The organism is Streptococcus mitis, from assembly GCF_023110375.1.
In the GTDB taxonomy this organism is placed as follows: domain Bacteria; phylum Bacillota; class Bacilli; order Lactobacillales; family Streptococcaceae; genus Streptococcus; species Streptococcus mitis_CI.
Genome location: NZ_JALDVV010000003.1, coordinates 164,270 through 178,550 on the forward strand (window position 1 = coordinate 164,270; position 14,281 = coordinate 178,550).

A 14,281-nucleotide genomic window follows, 5' to 3' on the forward strand; every position below is an offset into this window, starting at 1 on the left:
CACCTTTATTAAACACTATTTTACGATACCTGACAAGGGACTTTGTTTATGTGGAGGGATTTGGCTCCTATGTGGTGGAGCTTTTCTGTCCTTTCTGAAATATGGTATAATAGCACTAATCAATTTCTAGGAAAATAGATACAGAAAGGGGCTGAAAGATGTCTCATATTATTGAATTGCCAGAGGTGCTGGCAAACCAGATCGCGGCTGGAGAGGTTATCGAGCGTCCAGCTAGCGTTGTTAAGGAGCTAGTAGAAAACGCCATTGACGCGGGCTCTAGTCAGATTATCATTGAGATTGAGGAAGCTGGTCTCAAGAAAATCCAAATCACAGATAATGGTCATGGAATTGCCCACGATGAGGTGGAATTGGCCTTGCGTCGTCATGCGACCAGTAAGATAAAAAATCAGGCAGATCTCTTTCGGATTCGGACGCTTGGTTTTCGTGGTGAAGCCTTGCCTTCTATCGCTTCTGTTAGTGTTTTGACCCTTTTGACGGCGGTGGATGGTGCAAGTCATGGAACCAAGCTCGTCGCGCGTGGGGGAGAAGTTGAAGAAGTCATCCCAGCGACTAGTCCTGTGGGAACCAAGGTTTGTGTGGAGGACCTCTTTTTCAACACGCCTGCCCGCCTCAAGTATATGAAGAGCCAGCAAGCGGAGTTGTCTCATATCATTGATATTGTCAATCGTCTGGGCTTGGCCCATCCTGAAATTTCGTTTAGTTTAATCAGTGATGGCAAGGAGATGACGCGGACAGCTGGGACTGGTCAATTGCGCCAAGCTATCGCAGGAATTTACGGTTTGGTGAGTGCCAAGAAGATGATTGAAATTGAGAATTCTGACCTAGATTTCGAAATTTCAGGTTTTGTGTCCTTGCCTGAGTTAACTCGAGCCAACCGCAACTATATCAGTCTCTTCATCAATGGCCGTTATATAAAGAACTTCCTGCTCAATCGTGCAATTCTAGATGGCTATGGCAGTAAGCTTATGGTAGGCCGTTTTCCACTGGCTGTCATTCACATTCATATCGACCCTTATCTAGCGGATGTCAATGTACACCCAACCAAGCAAGAGGTGCGGATTTCCAAGGAAAAAGAACTGATGGCGCTGGTCTCAGAAGCTATTGCAAACAGTCTCAAGGAACAAACCTTGATACCTGATGCCTTGGAAAATCTTGCTAAATCGACCGTGCGCAATCGTCAAAAGGTGGAGCAGACCATTCTCCCACTCAAAGAAAATACGCTCTACTATGAGAAAACAGAGTCGATAAGATCCAGTCAAGCTGAGGTGGCTGATTATCAGGTAGAATTAACTGAAGAAGGGCAAGACTTGACTTTGTTTGCCAAGGAAACCTTGGACCAGCTAACCAAGCCAGCAAAACTGCATTTTGCAGAGAGAAAGCCTGCTAACTACGACCAGCTAGATCACCCAGAGTTAGACCTTGCGAGTCTTGATAAGGCTTATGACAAGCTGGAGCGAGAAGAATCATCCAGCTTCCCAGAATTGGAATTTTTCGGGCAAATGCACGGGACTTATCTCTTTGCCCAAGGGCGAGATGGGCTCTATATCATAGACCAGCACGCGGCTCAGGAACGGGTCAAGTACGAGGAATACCGTGAAAGTATTGGCAATGTTGACCAGAGCCAGCAGCAACTCCTAGTGCCCTATATCTTTGAATTTCCAGCGGATGATGCTCTTCGTCTCAAGGAAAGAATGACACATTTGGAGGAAGTGGGCGTCTTTCTAGCAGAGTACGGAGAAAATCAATTTATCCTGCGTGAACATCCTATTTGGATGGCAGAGGAGGAAATCGAGTCAGGCATCTATGAGATGTGCGACATGCTCCTTTTGACCAAGGAAGTTTCTATCAAGAAATATCGAGCAGAGTTGGCTATTATGATGTCCTGCAAGCGGTCTATCAAGGCCAACCATCGTATTGACGACCATTCGGCTAGACAGCTCCTCTATCAGCTCTCTCAATGTGACAATCCCTATAACTGTCCCCACGGACGCCCTGTTTTGGTGCATTTTACCAAGTCGGATATGGAAAAGATGTTCCGACGTATTCAGGAAAATCACACCAGTCTCCGTGAGTTGGGGAAATATTAAACTAAAAGGAAAACTATGTACGAATATTTAAAAGGAATCATTACCAAAATCACTGCTAAATACATTGTTCTTGAAGTCAATGGTATCGGTTATATTTTGCATGTGGCCAATCCTTATGCCTATTCAGGACAGGTTAATCAGGAGGCTCAGATTTATGTGCATCAAGTCGTGCGTGAGGACGCTCATCTGCTTTATGGATTTCGCTCAGAAGACGAGAAAAAGCTCTTTCTCAGTCTGATTTCGGTTTCTGGGATTGGTCCTGTGTCAGCTCTTGCTATTATCGCTGCTGATGACAATGCTGGCTTGGTTCAAGCAATCGAAACCAAGAACATTACCTACTTAACCAAGTTTCCTAAAATTGGCAAGAAAACAGCCCAGCAGATGGTGTTGGACTTGGAAGGCAAGGTAGTAGTTGCAGGAGATGACTTTCCTGCCAAGGTCGCAGTGCAAGCTAGCGCTGAAAACCAAGAATTGGAAGAAGCCATGGAAGCCATGTTGGCTCTGGGCTACAAGGCGACCGAACTCAAGAAAATCAAGAAATTCTTTGAAGGAACGACAGATACAGCTGAGAACTATATCAAGTCAGCCCTTAAAATGTTGGTCAAATAGGAGCAGAGCATGACAAAACGTTGTTCTTGGGTCAAGATGAGCAATCTTCTCTATATCACCTATCATGATGAAGAGTGGGGCCAGCCCCTCCATGATGATCAAGCATTGTTTGAGTTATTGTGTATGGAAACCTATCAGGCAGGCCTGTCTTGGGAAACGGTGCTCAACAAACGCCAAGCTTTCCGTCAAGCCTTTCATGGCTATCAAATTCAAGCGGTGGCAGACATGACCGACACCGAGTTGGAAGCCTTGCTGGAGAATCCAGCCATCATTCGGAATAGAGCCAAGATTTTTGCTACTCGGACTAACGCCCAAGCATTTCTACGACTACAGGCAGAATATGGCTCTTTTGATGCCTATCTTTGGTCTTTTGTTGAGGGGAAAACTATCGTTAACGATGTTCCCGATTACCGCCAAGCCCCTGCTAAAACACCCTTGTCTGAGAAATTAGCCAAAGATCTCAAAAAACGAGGTTTCAAGTTCACAGGCCCAGTCGCTGTCTTGTCTTTTCTACAAGCAGCAGGGCTAGTTGATGACCATGAGAATGATTGTGAGTGGAAAAGCGGTCACTAGTGTGTACAGGTAACTAGCATATCTGAGAATATATAAAAAGCTGAGAAATTTTTCCCAGCTTTTTATATATACTATTAGATTGGTTAGAGTGAAGTCAGAAAAGTGATTCCACCTAAAATAACACCAGCTGAATTTGGAATGATGAGTATCCAATCCTTCTTAGGTTCCTTTGTCCATCCATAAATAACCCAGATTAAGCAAGATATTGCAGCTGATAAAGGTTGAAATGGTTGAGCTTTATTTCCCTGTAAATTAGCGATAATTTGAGGTATGTAGGCAATAAATACTATAATTCCAATAAAGGCACCAATAGAACCTACGATTCGATTAATTTTTTGTTTTGTCATATACACCTCCTTCAAAAGGATATCATAGAAATTAGCGAAATGCAATAAATTCAGATACAAATTGTAACGAAAACCAATACAAAAGCATAAAAATAGAGAAACTATTTATTTTTTGTTATAGTCAAAGCGAATGATTTGTTCCTGTGCATCTACATAGGCGTGAACGCCAAAGGGAACAATGGCTCTTGGAGTTGCGTGGCCAACATTCAAATTATAGACAATCGGGATATTGCTATCAATGATATCCAATAGTGCCTCTTTATAGTCGTCATAGAAAGTTTCATCCATAGGTTTTCCGACCAGGAGTCCACTGATGGCCTCGAATATACCAGTGTTCTTTAAAGTCCGCAACATCTTTTTGAAGTATTCCGGCTCAGGCTTTTCTTCGCTTGTTTCTAGCAAGAGGATTTTGCCTTCCCAGTCTGACAAGTCAGGGAAAAGTTTGTATTTTTGGCAGAGCTCCGTGCTGTCTGCGTATCGAGAGTTGTCAAAGATATCGTAGAGGGATTCGAGGCAACCACCGAGAATTTTTCCCTCGAACTGGGCATTTCCTTGCAATAATTCAAAACCGGTATTTGCATGACTGACACGAGGTGTCCCCAGAGCCTTGGGACTGAAGTCAGTCCTTTCATCATACCAAACGTCACTAGGGCGGATTTCTGAGATTCTTCCCGTCTCAATCAATTCTTTAAAGTAGTGAAGGCTATAGGCTAGCATTTCTTTGTCTAATTCACAAATGTCTGCTAAGAAGGATTGACCATAAAAAGTCTTGATTCCTAGTTTATGCAACATGAGATGATTCATGGTTGTATCCGAGAAACCAAGAAATATTTTTTGTTTGATAACCTTTTGTAGTTGGTCATTTTCAAAAAGATAAGGTAGTAAGCGATAGGTATCGTCTCCACCGATGGCGCATAGGATTATGTCGATGCTATCATCAGAAAAGGCATGAATCAAATCCTCTGCACGCACTTCAGGATGGTCCTTGATAAAGTCTAATCCTTTTTGCGAATGGGGCAAAAAGATAGGATTGAGTCTCAAGTCCTTGAGACGTTGGACACCCAAGTCCACTTCGTGTTTGACAAAGTCCTCTCCGATAATGCCACTAGATAAACTAACAATACCAATAGTAGAAATCATATTTTATCCTCCTGGAAATAGATTGAACCTATTTTATCACAAAAGATTAGATAGAGCTATGTGGGATGTCAGAAGAATTCTTTAAAATCAAAAAAGTAAGTGAAAAAGCAACCGCACCTGCAGTTGCTTTTATGATTCTTCTTAATAACGTGTTGGTCCTGCACTTGCGCTACGGATATTCAAGCGTTTCTTGAGATAGAAGCGAAGGGCTAGGAGGGCTGCTCCGATAATAGCCAGTGGCAATGGAGCAAGTACTGGGTTAAGGCTAGCTGGTAGGAAGCTTGTTGCAAAGAAGACAAGCAACCAAAGGAACATAGAAGCTAGGATAACCAGTACAGATTTCCAGAAAGGTGGACGTTGGCTGCGGTCCATATCTGGTCCATAGTATTGGTAAACAAAGTAGTACATCAAGTAGAAGGCAAATCCACCAACAAGTCCAACTAGCAGGAGAGTGACAAGTCCATAGCCGAAAGCCTGATCTGCTGCAAAGAAAGTTGTGAGGGCACTGACGAGGGCAAAGAGGCTAGTGATGAAAAGGGCTGAGTCCATAATCATGAGTTTTGGATCATCATTTTCTTTTGGATGCTCTTTTTCATATTGTTCCTTGACAGTGAAACTATGAGCCCAGTGGGTCGGTGCGCCATAGAGGGAACGAGCAGTCGTACCCTTGGCTTGCTCCTCAAGGATTTGGGGAATAACTTCCTCAAAGATAGCCTTGATTTCAGCGTCTGTTTTTCCATCTTTGATGAATTGTTGGGTAGCGATGTGGACAAACTCTTGGTTTTTCTTGGTTAATTTTTGTAGATCAATCTGAGACATAGGAACTCCTCTTAGAACCATTTTTTATGGATGAGATAGAGAGTGAGCGAGACACTCATAGCAAAAGCGATAAAGACGATTAACCAGAAGGCATTCGGCTCGCCGTTTAGGGGGATTTCATTATCCTTAAAGTTCATCCCGTAGGCAGAAAAGACCATGGTTGGGATGGACATGACGATGGTCACAAGGGCCAAGGTTTTCATGATGTTGTTCTGGTTGTTGGAAATGATAGAGGCGAAGGTCTCTGTCATAGAATGCAAGACGTTTCCATAAATGTCTGCCATCTCGATGGCCTGTTGGGTTTCAATCAGGGTGTCTTCAAGCAGGTCTTCGTCTTCAAGGTATTTCTTGATATTGCTGGTTGAGCTGGTTAATTTCTTAATCACGCGCTCATTTGTTTTGAGGGAGGCCTTGAAATAGACGATGGTTTTTTCCAATTCCATGAGCTCAATCAATTCTTCATTACGAGTTGATTGATGCAGTTGACTTTCGATTTGTTCACTCTTACGGTCAATCGAACGAAGGGCTGTTAGGTAAAGTTCTGCATTGCGATAGAGAATCTGGAAGATAAAACGTGAGCGCATGAAGGTATAGAAATTACGCAAGCGACGGTTGATAAAGACATCGAGGACCGGTAATGGTTCCAAACAAGTAGTGATAATGGTTTCCTCAGTGATGATAATACCAAGCGGGATGGTGACGTAGTAGGTGCGGTTATTTCTTTCTTCTGTGACCGGCACGTCCACGATGATCAAAGTATACTCATCTTCGATGGTAATACGAGACATTTCTTCCGCATCGAGTGGTGCACGAAGGTCGGCAATATCAATATCGAAGGCGTTAGCGATTTCGAGTGATTCATTTTGAGTCGGATTGACGAGATTGATCCAAGTACCCGGTTCAAGCGTATCGATCTCTTTAAATTCAGTTGTTGTAGAGAGAAAAACTTGTTTCATATCCCTTATCCTTTCTCATTTTTCAGATTTTTTCACACCGTACTATTATACTATAAATTCAGCCTTTTGGGTAATAGAATCTCACTTTTTTTGGTATAATGGTAAGCAATAATGGACTAGAAAGAACAAAGATGCAAGATAAAATTGTCATTCATGGGGCGCGTGCCCATAATTTAAAAAATATTGACGTGGAAATTCCACGAGACAAGTTGGTTGTCGTGACCGGCTTGTCAGGTTCAGGGAAATCCAGTCTGGCCTTTGATACCCTCTATGCGGAGGGTCAACGTCGCTATGTGGAGAGTTTGTCAGCCTACGCTCGTCAATTCTTGGGGAATATGGAGAAGCCTGATGTAGATGCTATTGATGGTCTCAGCCCCGCTATTTCCATCGACCAGAAAACGACTAGTAAAAATCCTCGCTCGACGGTGGGAACAACGACTGAAATCAATGACTATCTGCGTCTCCTCTACGCACGTGTGGGGATGCCTTACTGTATTAACGGGCATGGAGCTATCAAGGCTTCTTCTGTGGAGCAAATCGTGGATAAGGTTTTAGAATTGCCTGAACGCCAGCGCTTGCAGATCTTGGCCCCTGTCATCCGCAAGAAAAAAGGCCAACATAAGAGTGTTATTGAGAAGGTTCAGAAAGATGGGTATGTTCGTGTCCGTGTGGATGGTGAAGTCTATGATGTAACCGAAGTGCCAGAGTTGTCTAAGAGTAAGCAACACAATATCGATGTCGTGGTTGACCGTATTGTCATCAAGGAGGGCATTCGTAGTCGTCTCTTTGATTCCATTGAGGCTGCCCTTCGTATTGCAGAAGGTTATGTCATTATCGACACTATGGACGACTCTGAGTTGTTGTTTTCTGAGCATTATGCCTGTCCAGTTTGTGGCTTTACTGTTCCAGAGTTAGAGCCTCGTCTCTTCTCTTTCAATGCTCCTTTTGGCTCTTGTAGTGAGTGTGACGGTTTGGGCATCAAGCTGGAGGTGGATACTGATTTGGTAGTACCAGATGCCAGCAAAACCTTACGTGAGGGAGCCTTGGCTCCGTGGAATCCTATCTCATCCAACTACTATCCAAACATGCTAGAGCAGGCTATGACAGCCTTTGGAGTGGATATGGATAAGCCTTTTGAGGACTTGTCAGAAGAAGATAAGAACTTGATTCTCTACGGCTCAGATGGTAAGGAATTCCATTTCCACTATGAGAATGAATTTGGTGGTGTGCGCGATATCGACATTCCTTTTGAGGGAGTTGTCAATAATATCAAGCGTCGCTACCATGAAACCAATAGTGACTACACGCGCACCCAAATGCGCCTCTACATGAATGAGCTGACTTGCGGAACCTGTCACGGCTATCGTCTCAATGACCAGGCCTTGTCTGTCCGTGTGGGTGGCGAGAACGGGCTACATATCGGAGAAATTTCAGACCTGTCTATCGCAGATCACTTGGAATTAGTCAGTCAGTTGACTCTTTCTGAAAATGAAGCCATCATTGCTCGGCCCATTCTCAAGGAAATCAAGGACCGTTTGACTTTCCTTAATAACGTGGGTCTTAACTATCTGACCCTGTCACGTTCGGCAGGAACTCTTTCAGGTGGGGAAAGTCAGCGTATTCGCTTGGCGACCCAGATTGGTTCTAACCTATCAGGTGTTCTTTATATTCTAGACGAGCCGTCAATCGGTCTTCACCAGAGGGATAATGACCGTCTGATTGCCAGTCTCAAAAAGATGCGTGACTTGGGCAATACTCTTATCGTGGTGGAACATGACGAAGATACCATGCGTGAGGCTGATTATCTGATTGACGTTGGTCCTGGTGCGGGTGTTTTTGGTGGGGAGATTGTTGCGGCAGGTACGCCCAAACAGGTAGCTCGTAACAGTAAGTCTATCACAGGCCAGTACTTGTCAGGCAAACGTGCCATTCCAGTACCAGAAGAACGCCGTGTTGGTAATGGTCGTTTTATCGAGGTGACGGGAGCGCGTGAGAACAACCTGCAAAATGTCACAGCTCGCTTCCCACTAGGAAAATTCATCGCAGTGACAGGGGTGTCGGGCTCAGGGAAATCGACCCTAATCAATAGCATTCTCAAAAAAGCTATTGCCCAGAAGCTCAACCGCAATTCAGACAAACCTGGTAAGTTTAAAACGATTACAGGGATTGAGCATGTAGACCGCTTGATTGATATTGATCAGAGCCCTATCGGACGAACGCCGAGGTCTAACCCTGCTACCTATACGGGAGTTTTTGACGATATACGTGACCTCTTTGCCCAGACAAATGAGGCTAAGATTCGTGGTTACAAAAAGGGACGTTTCAGTTTCAATGTCAAGGGTGGTCGTTGTGAAGCCTGCTCAGGTGACGGGATTATCAAGATTGAGATGCACTTCTTGCCAGATGTTTACGTGGCTTGTGAAGTCTGCCACGGGACTCGCTACAATAGTGAAACCCTAGAAGTTCATTACAAGGAAAAGAATATCTCGCAGGTCTTGGACATGACTGTCAATGATGCGGTGGAATTTTTCCAACACATTCCGAAAATTCAACGCAAACTTCAGACCATCAAGGATGTAGGGCTAGGCTATGTGACGCTAGGTCAACCAGCTACCACTCTTTCTGGGGGAGAAGCCCAGCGTATGAAGCTGGCTAGCGAACTCCACAAACGCTCGACAGGCAAGTCATTCTATATTCTGGATGAACCGACGACAGGACTCCATACAGAGGATATCGCTCGCTTGCTCAAGGTTTTAGCTCGCTTTGTTGACGATGGCAATACAGTCCTTGTTATCGAGCACAATTTAGACGTTATCAAGACAGCAGACCATATTATTGACTTGGGACCTGAGGGCGGTGTCGGTGGTGGAACCATCATCGCAACAGGAACTCCAGAAGAAGTAGCGGCCAATGAAGCCAGCTACACAGGACAGTATTTGAAAGGAAAGTTACATCATGAATAAACGTGTACAAGCATTTCTAGCTAAAATGCAAGAAAAAGAACTAGATGGCATCATCATCAATAACCTTAAAAACGTCTATTACCTTACTGGTTTTTGGGGCTCAAACGGAACAGTCTTTATCAGCCGTGACCGTCAGGTCTTGGTGACAGACTCTCGCTATATCATTGCAGCTAAGCAAGAAACCAGTGGCTTTGAGATTGTGGCAGACCGTGATGAATTGGCTGTCATTGCAGGAATTGTCAAGGACATGGGCTTGTCTCGTATCGGTTTTGAAGATGAGATTTCAGTGTCTTATTATCACCGTATGCAGGCAACCTTTGAAGGAATTGACTTGCTTCCACAAACTCAGTTTGTCGAAGGTCTTCGAATGATTAAGGACGAGGCAGAGATTGCAGCTATTCGCAAGGCTTGTTCTATCTCAGACCAAGCTTTCCGCGATGCGCTTGACTTTATCAAACCAGGAAAGACTGAGATTGAGATTGCCAACTTCCTTGACTTCCGTATGCGTGAGTTGGGAGCATCTGGCTTGTCTTTTGATACGATTCTAGCTAGTGGTATCAACTCTTCCAAACCTCATGCTCATCCTATGCACAAACCAGTGGAGCTGGGAGAAGCCATTACTATGGACTTCGGTTGCCTTTATGACCACTATGTCAGTGATATGACACGGACTATCTATCTGGGGCATGTCAGCGACGAGCAGGCGGAGATTTACAATACGGTTTTGAAAGCCAACCAAGCCTTGATTGACCAGGCTAAGGCAGGATTAGGTTTCCGAGACTTTGACAAAATCCCTCGTGATATTATTATCGAGACGGGCTATGGCGACTACTTTACCCACGGTATTGGACACGGTATTGGGCTGGATATTCATGAGGAACCTTACTTTAGCCAAACTTCTACAGAAATTATTAAGGCAGGTATGGCCTTGACCGATGAACCAGGTATCTATATAGAAGGCAAATACGGTGTTCGTATCGAGGATGATATCTTGATTACAGAGACCGGTTGTGAATTGTTGACCCTAGCTCCAAAAGAGTTGATAGTTATCTAAGAGTTAAACAACTCAAATGATTGACTTTTAAATTTTAAAGGTTTATACTGAAAAACGAAAACGGTAGGTGAGGCTACCATAGGGATACGGATGACTACCGCAAAGCAGTGGAGACACTACTCGTTGGTCAACAGTCCTGGTCGCGAAGGCCAAGACTAAGCTCATTACATTGCCCTATGGAGTTAAAGCTTGAACGAAAAACAGATAATTAGTTTTTTAATCCTGCCATTTTATGGTGGGATTTTCTACTGTTTAAATCAAAGAAAGGAGATAGACGATGCAAATTGACGATCATCCGGAACCGCACATACACAGCCAATCGCTGATTTGTGTCGTTCTGCCCTTATAAAGTGATTGGTCTCTGTGTATGAAACACATCATTCATACAGATAGGAGAAACCAATGAAAACTACAAAAGAAAGATTAGCAACAGCTATTCATACAGCTTTAAACGAAACTCTATCTTTTTATAAGACAAGTCTAACAGGCTTGACTGAGGAGCAGGTGGAGAAAAATCGTGACCTATATGGCGAAAATACCATCACAAAGGGTCAAGAAGACAGTATCCTCAAAAAGATTTACGAATCCATTATCAATCCTTTTACGATTATCTTACTGGTCATCGCCGTGATTTCCTTGGTGACCAATGTCTGGTTGGCAAAACCAGGTCAAGAAGATCCGACAACTTCCATTATCATCGTTGTCCTAGTCCTCATTTCTGGTGGCATACGCTTTGTCCAAGAACTCCGTAGTGATAAGGCTGCGACCAATCTATCAAAAATGATTGTCAACACAGCGACTGTCATTCGTCAAGGAGAAATCCAAGAAGTACCTATCGATGATTTGGTAGTGGGTGACGTGGTTAAATTAAGCGCTGGAGACATGATTCCAGCAGATCTTCTTTTATTTGAGTCGCGCGATTTCTTTGTACAACAGTCGGGCTTGACAGGTGAAAGTGAATCGGTTGAAAAATTGGCCTTGACCAAGGCAACAGTTCAACAATCTGATAGTCTGCTAGAAGCAGAAGCGCTCGCCTTTATGGGAACCAATGTCTTGTCTGGTAGTGCCAAGGCCGTGGTTTTAGCAGTTGGTGATGATACCATGATGGGAGCCATTGAGCAGACTTTGAACACCTATGACGAGCCTACTTCGTTTGAGCGGGAGATGAATAGTATTTCATGGCTCTTGATTCGTTTGATGTTGGTCATGGTGCCCATCGTTTTCTTGTCCAATGGTTTAACAGATGGAGATTGGTTAGAAGCTGGCGTATTTGCTTTGAGTGTTGGTGTTGGATTGACACCTGAGATGCTTCCTATGATTATCACGGCCAGTCTAGCAAAAGGCTCCATTATCATGGCCAAGGAAAAAGTGGTTATCAAGAAACTCAATGCCATACAGGACTTAGGGGCGATTGATATCTTGTGTACGGATAAAACCGGAACCCTCACTCAAGACGAAATTGTTCTTGAATATCCTTTGGATATACATGGAGATTTGGATTTGACCGTCTTGAGACGAGCTTATCTCAATTCTTATTTTCAAACGGGCTTGAAAAATTTGATGGACAGAGCCATCATCAAACGGACTGAAAAGGAAGCAAAAGAACACACCCACTTGCAAAATCTGGCTCAAACTTTTCAAAAAATAGATGAGCTTCCCTTTGATTTTGAACGCAGACGGATGAGTGTTATCGTTAAGGATGAACACGAAGTTGTTAGTTTGGTAACCAAGGGTGCCCTAGAGGAAATGTTGACGATTTCCAGTCATGCGGAATACCAAGGAGTGATTACTCCATTGACAGATGCTATTAGAGAAGAAATATTAGCGGAAGTACGACAACTAAATCAACAAGGTTTGCGTGTCTTGGGAGTGGCCTATAAGTCAGGTTTGAGGGAAGGTCATACCTATACAGTTGATGATGAAGGGGATATGATTCTAACTGGTTATTTAGCCTTCCTAGATCCTCCTAAACCATCTGCAGCACCAGCAATTAAGGCTCTGTTAGAACATGGGGTTCAAACAAAGATTTTGACGGGAGACAACGAGAAAGTTACCCAATCAGTCTGTGAAAAGGTTGGTTTGGATATCAATCAGATGCTGTTAGGATCTGAAATTGATCAGATGAGTAATCAAGAATTGGCTCAAGCCGTGGAGGAGGTAACAGTCTTTGCCAAACTTTCTCCTGACCAAAAAGCGAGGATTATTTTGCAATTTAAAGCTAATGGTCATGCTGTAGGCTATATGGGGGATGGAATCAATGACGCTCCTTCTATGAAAGTTGCAGATGTGGGGATTTCTGTTGATACAGCAGTAGATATTGCCAAAGAAACAGCTGATGTTATCCTACTTGATAAGGATCTCATGGTGCTGGAAAAAGGACTTGTTGAAGGGCGTAAGGTCTATGCCAATATGACTAAATATATCAAAATGACAGTGAGTTCTAATTTTGGAAATATCTTATCCCTATTGGTCTCTGGCATCTTTTTGCCATTTTTACCAATGGCACCAGTCCATTTGATTATCCTAAATCTAGTCTATGATTTGTCTTGTATTGCCTTGCCTTTTGACAAGGTGGATAAAGATTTTTTGAGAAATCCGCATACCTGGGAAGCCAAGTCCATCACACGTTTCATGATTTGGATGGGACCTATCTCTTCTGCCTTTGATATTTTGACCTTTATTTTGCTTTATTTTATCATTGTACCCATGACAACAGGTCAAGCTTATGTTCATGGGGCAGAGTCTGCCGTAGGATTTATTGTCTTGTTTCAGACAGGTTGGTTTATCGAGTCCATGTGGTCACAGACCATGGTTATCCATATGCTGCGTTCAGCCAAAATTCCCTTTTTACAAAGTCGTCCAGCTTGGCTAGTCCTTGTGACAACCTTATTGGCTGCAGCCTTTGTGACCTTCCTTCCCTACAGTCCACTCGCAATCCTACTTCATCTAACTCCATTAAAACCGATTTATTTCATCTTTTTGCTTTTCATCATTATTTTGTATATGATTAGCGTGACAATTGTGAAAAAAATCTATATCAAGAAATATCAAGAATGGCTGTAAATTTCATTTTGTCAAGAAAAAAGTACGAAAATGACGAAAAAAGTTAAAAAAATTTAAAAATAGGTCGCAAGTCGGATGTTTTTTATGGTATAATAGACTAAACTGATAGTAACATGTAGCGAAAGGGGTAGGTACATGATTAAAATTTATACAGTCTCAAGTTGTACTAGCTGTAAAAAAGCAAAAACCTGGCTCAATGCCCACCAGTTAAGTTATAAAGAACAAAACCTTGGTAAAGAAGGAATTACGAGAGAAGAATTACTGGATATTCTAACCAAAACAGATAACGGAATAGCCAGCATCGTTTCATCTAAAAATCGCTATGCCAAAGCCCTTGGAGTGGATATTGAAGATTTGAGTGTCAATGAAGTTCTCAATCTGATTATGGAAACACCGAGAATTTTAAAGAGCCCAATCCTTGTAGATGAAAAACGCCTGCAAGTTGGCTATAAGGAAGACGATATTCGTGCCTTCCTACCACGCTCTGTCCGTAATGTAGAAAATGCAGAAGCACGTTTGCGTGCAGCTCTATAAACATCAAGGCTGGGAGCAACTCCCAGTCTTATTCTATTGGCTCTTTGTCAACTGTAGTGGGTTGAATAAAAGCTAAGATCTAGAAAGGACGAAATTTGTCCTTTCTTTTTTGATA

Annotated in this window: 11 protein-coding genes and 1 riboswitch; of the genes, 7 read left to right on the forward strand and 4 right to left on the reverse strand. The window is 43.1% G+C overall.

Annotated features, from left to right (window positions below):
* Window positions 1-158: 158 nt before the first annotated feature.
* Genes mutL through M1G12_RS04115 form a run of 3 tightly spaced genes read left to right on the forward strand, consistent with a single transcriptional unit; the run spans window position 159 to window position 3,290 of the window.
* On the forward strand, window positions 159-2,108 hold the full coding sequence (mutL, locus tag M1G12_RS04105; protein ID WP_000018200.1) for a DNA mismatch repair endonuclease MutL: 1,950 nt from the start codon (window positions 159-161) through the stop codon (window positions 2,106-2,108).
* 15 nt (window positions 2,109-2,123) lie between these two features.
* Entirely contained in the window at window positions 2,124-2,717 is a 594-nt protein-coding gene (gene ruvA, locus M1G12_RS04110) for a Holliday junction branch migration protein RuvA (RefSeq protein ID WP_000273422.1), read from the forward strand.
* A gap of 9 nt (window positions 2,718-2,726) precedes the next feature.
* Window positions 2,727-3,290: a DNA-3-methyladenine glycosylase I gene (locus M1G12_RS04115; protein WP_000166574.1), complete on the forward strand. Its 564-nt coding sequence runs from the start codon at window positions 2,727-2,729 to the stop codon at window positions 3,288-3,290.
* Between the two features lie 83 nt (window positions 3,291-3,373).
* Here M1G12_RS04115 and M1G12_RS04120 read toward each other — a convergent pair whose 3' ends face one another.
* From M1G12_RS04120 to M1G12_RS04135, 4 genes are all read right to left on the reverse strand, one after another.
* The gene (locus M1G12_RS04120) at window positions 3,374-3,637 is read right to left on the reverse strand and encodes a SemiSWEET family transporter (RefSeq protein WP_000166114.1); all 264 of its coding nucleotides are present in this window, start codon (window positions 3,635-3,637) and stop codon (window positions 3,374-3,376) included.
* A gap of 105 nt (window positions 3,638-3,742) precedes the next feature.
* Window positions 3,743-4,777 (reverse strand): S66 family peptidase, encoded by a 1,035-nt coding sequence (locus tag M1G12_RS04125; protein ID WP_214614797.1) that lies wholly within the window; start codon window positions 4,775-4,777, stop codon window positions 3,743-3,745.
* Window positions 4,778-4,918: 141 nt separating this feature from the next.
* A complete protein-coding gene (locus tag M1G12_RS04130; protein WP_004269735.1) occupies window positions 4,919-5,596 on the reverse strand; it encodes a DUF1129 domain-containing protein in 678 nt (225 codons plus the stop codon).
* An 11-nt stretch (window positions 5,597-5,607) separates the two neighbouring features.
* Entirely contained in the window at window positions 5,608-6,552 is a 945-nt protein-coding gene (locus M1G12_RS04135) for a magnesium transporter CorA family protein (RefSeq protein WP_000815623.1), read from the reverse strand.
* A 131-nt stretch (window positions 6,553-6,683) separates the two neighbouring features.
* Here M1G12_RS04135 and uvrA point away from each other — a divergent pair, with 131 nt between their 5' ends.
* The 4 genes from uvrA (at window position 6,684) to spx (ending at window position 14,166) form a co-directional block, all read left to right on the forward strand.
* Window positions 6,684-9,515: an excinuclease ABC subunit UvrA gene (uvrA, locus tag M1G12_RS04140; protein WP_078238046.1), complete on the forward strand. Its 2,832-nt coding sequence runs from the start codon at window positions 6,684-6,686 to the stop codon at window positions 9,513-9,515.
* Complete coding sequence (locus tag M1G12_RS04145; protein WP_247949441.1) at window positions 9,508-10,569, forward strand: M24 family metallopeptidase; 1,062 nt, start codon at window positions 9,508-9,510, stop codon at window positions 10,567-10,569. The genes uvrA and M1G12_RS04145 overlap by 8 nt, the downstream gene beginning before the upstream one ends.
* 57 nt (window positions 10,570-10,626) lie before the next feature.
* Window positions 10,627-10,777: riboswitch (M-box (ykoK) riboswitch) on the forward strand.
* Between the two features lie 194 nt (window positions 10,778-10,971).
* A complete protein-coding gene (mgtA, locus tag M1G12_RS04150) occupies window positions 10,972-13,632 on the forward strand; it encodes a magnesium-translocating P-type ATPase (protein WP_247949442.1) in 2,661 nt (886 codons plus the stop codon).
* A gap of 135 nt (window positions 13,633-13,767) precedes the next feature.
* Window positions 13,768-14,166 (forward strand): transcriptional regulator Spx, encoded by a 399-nt coding sequence (gene spx / locus M1G12_RS04155; protein ID WP_000591165.1) that lies wholly within the window; start codon window positions 13,768-13,770, stop codon window positions 14,164-14,166.
* Window positions 14,167-14,281 lie beyond the last annotated feature (115 nt).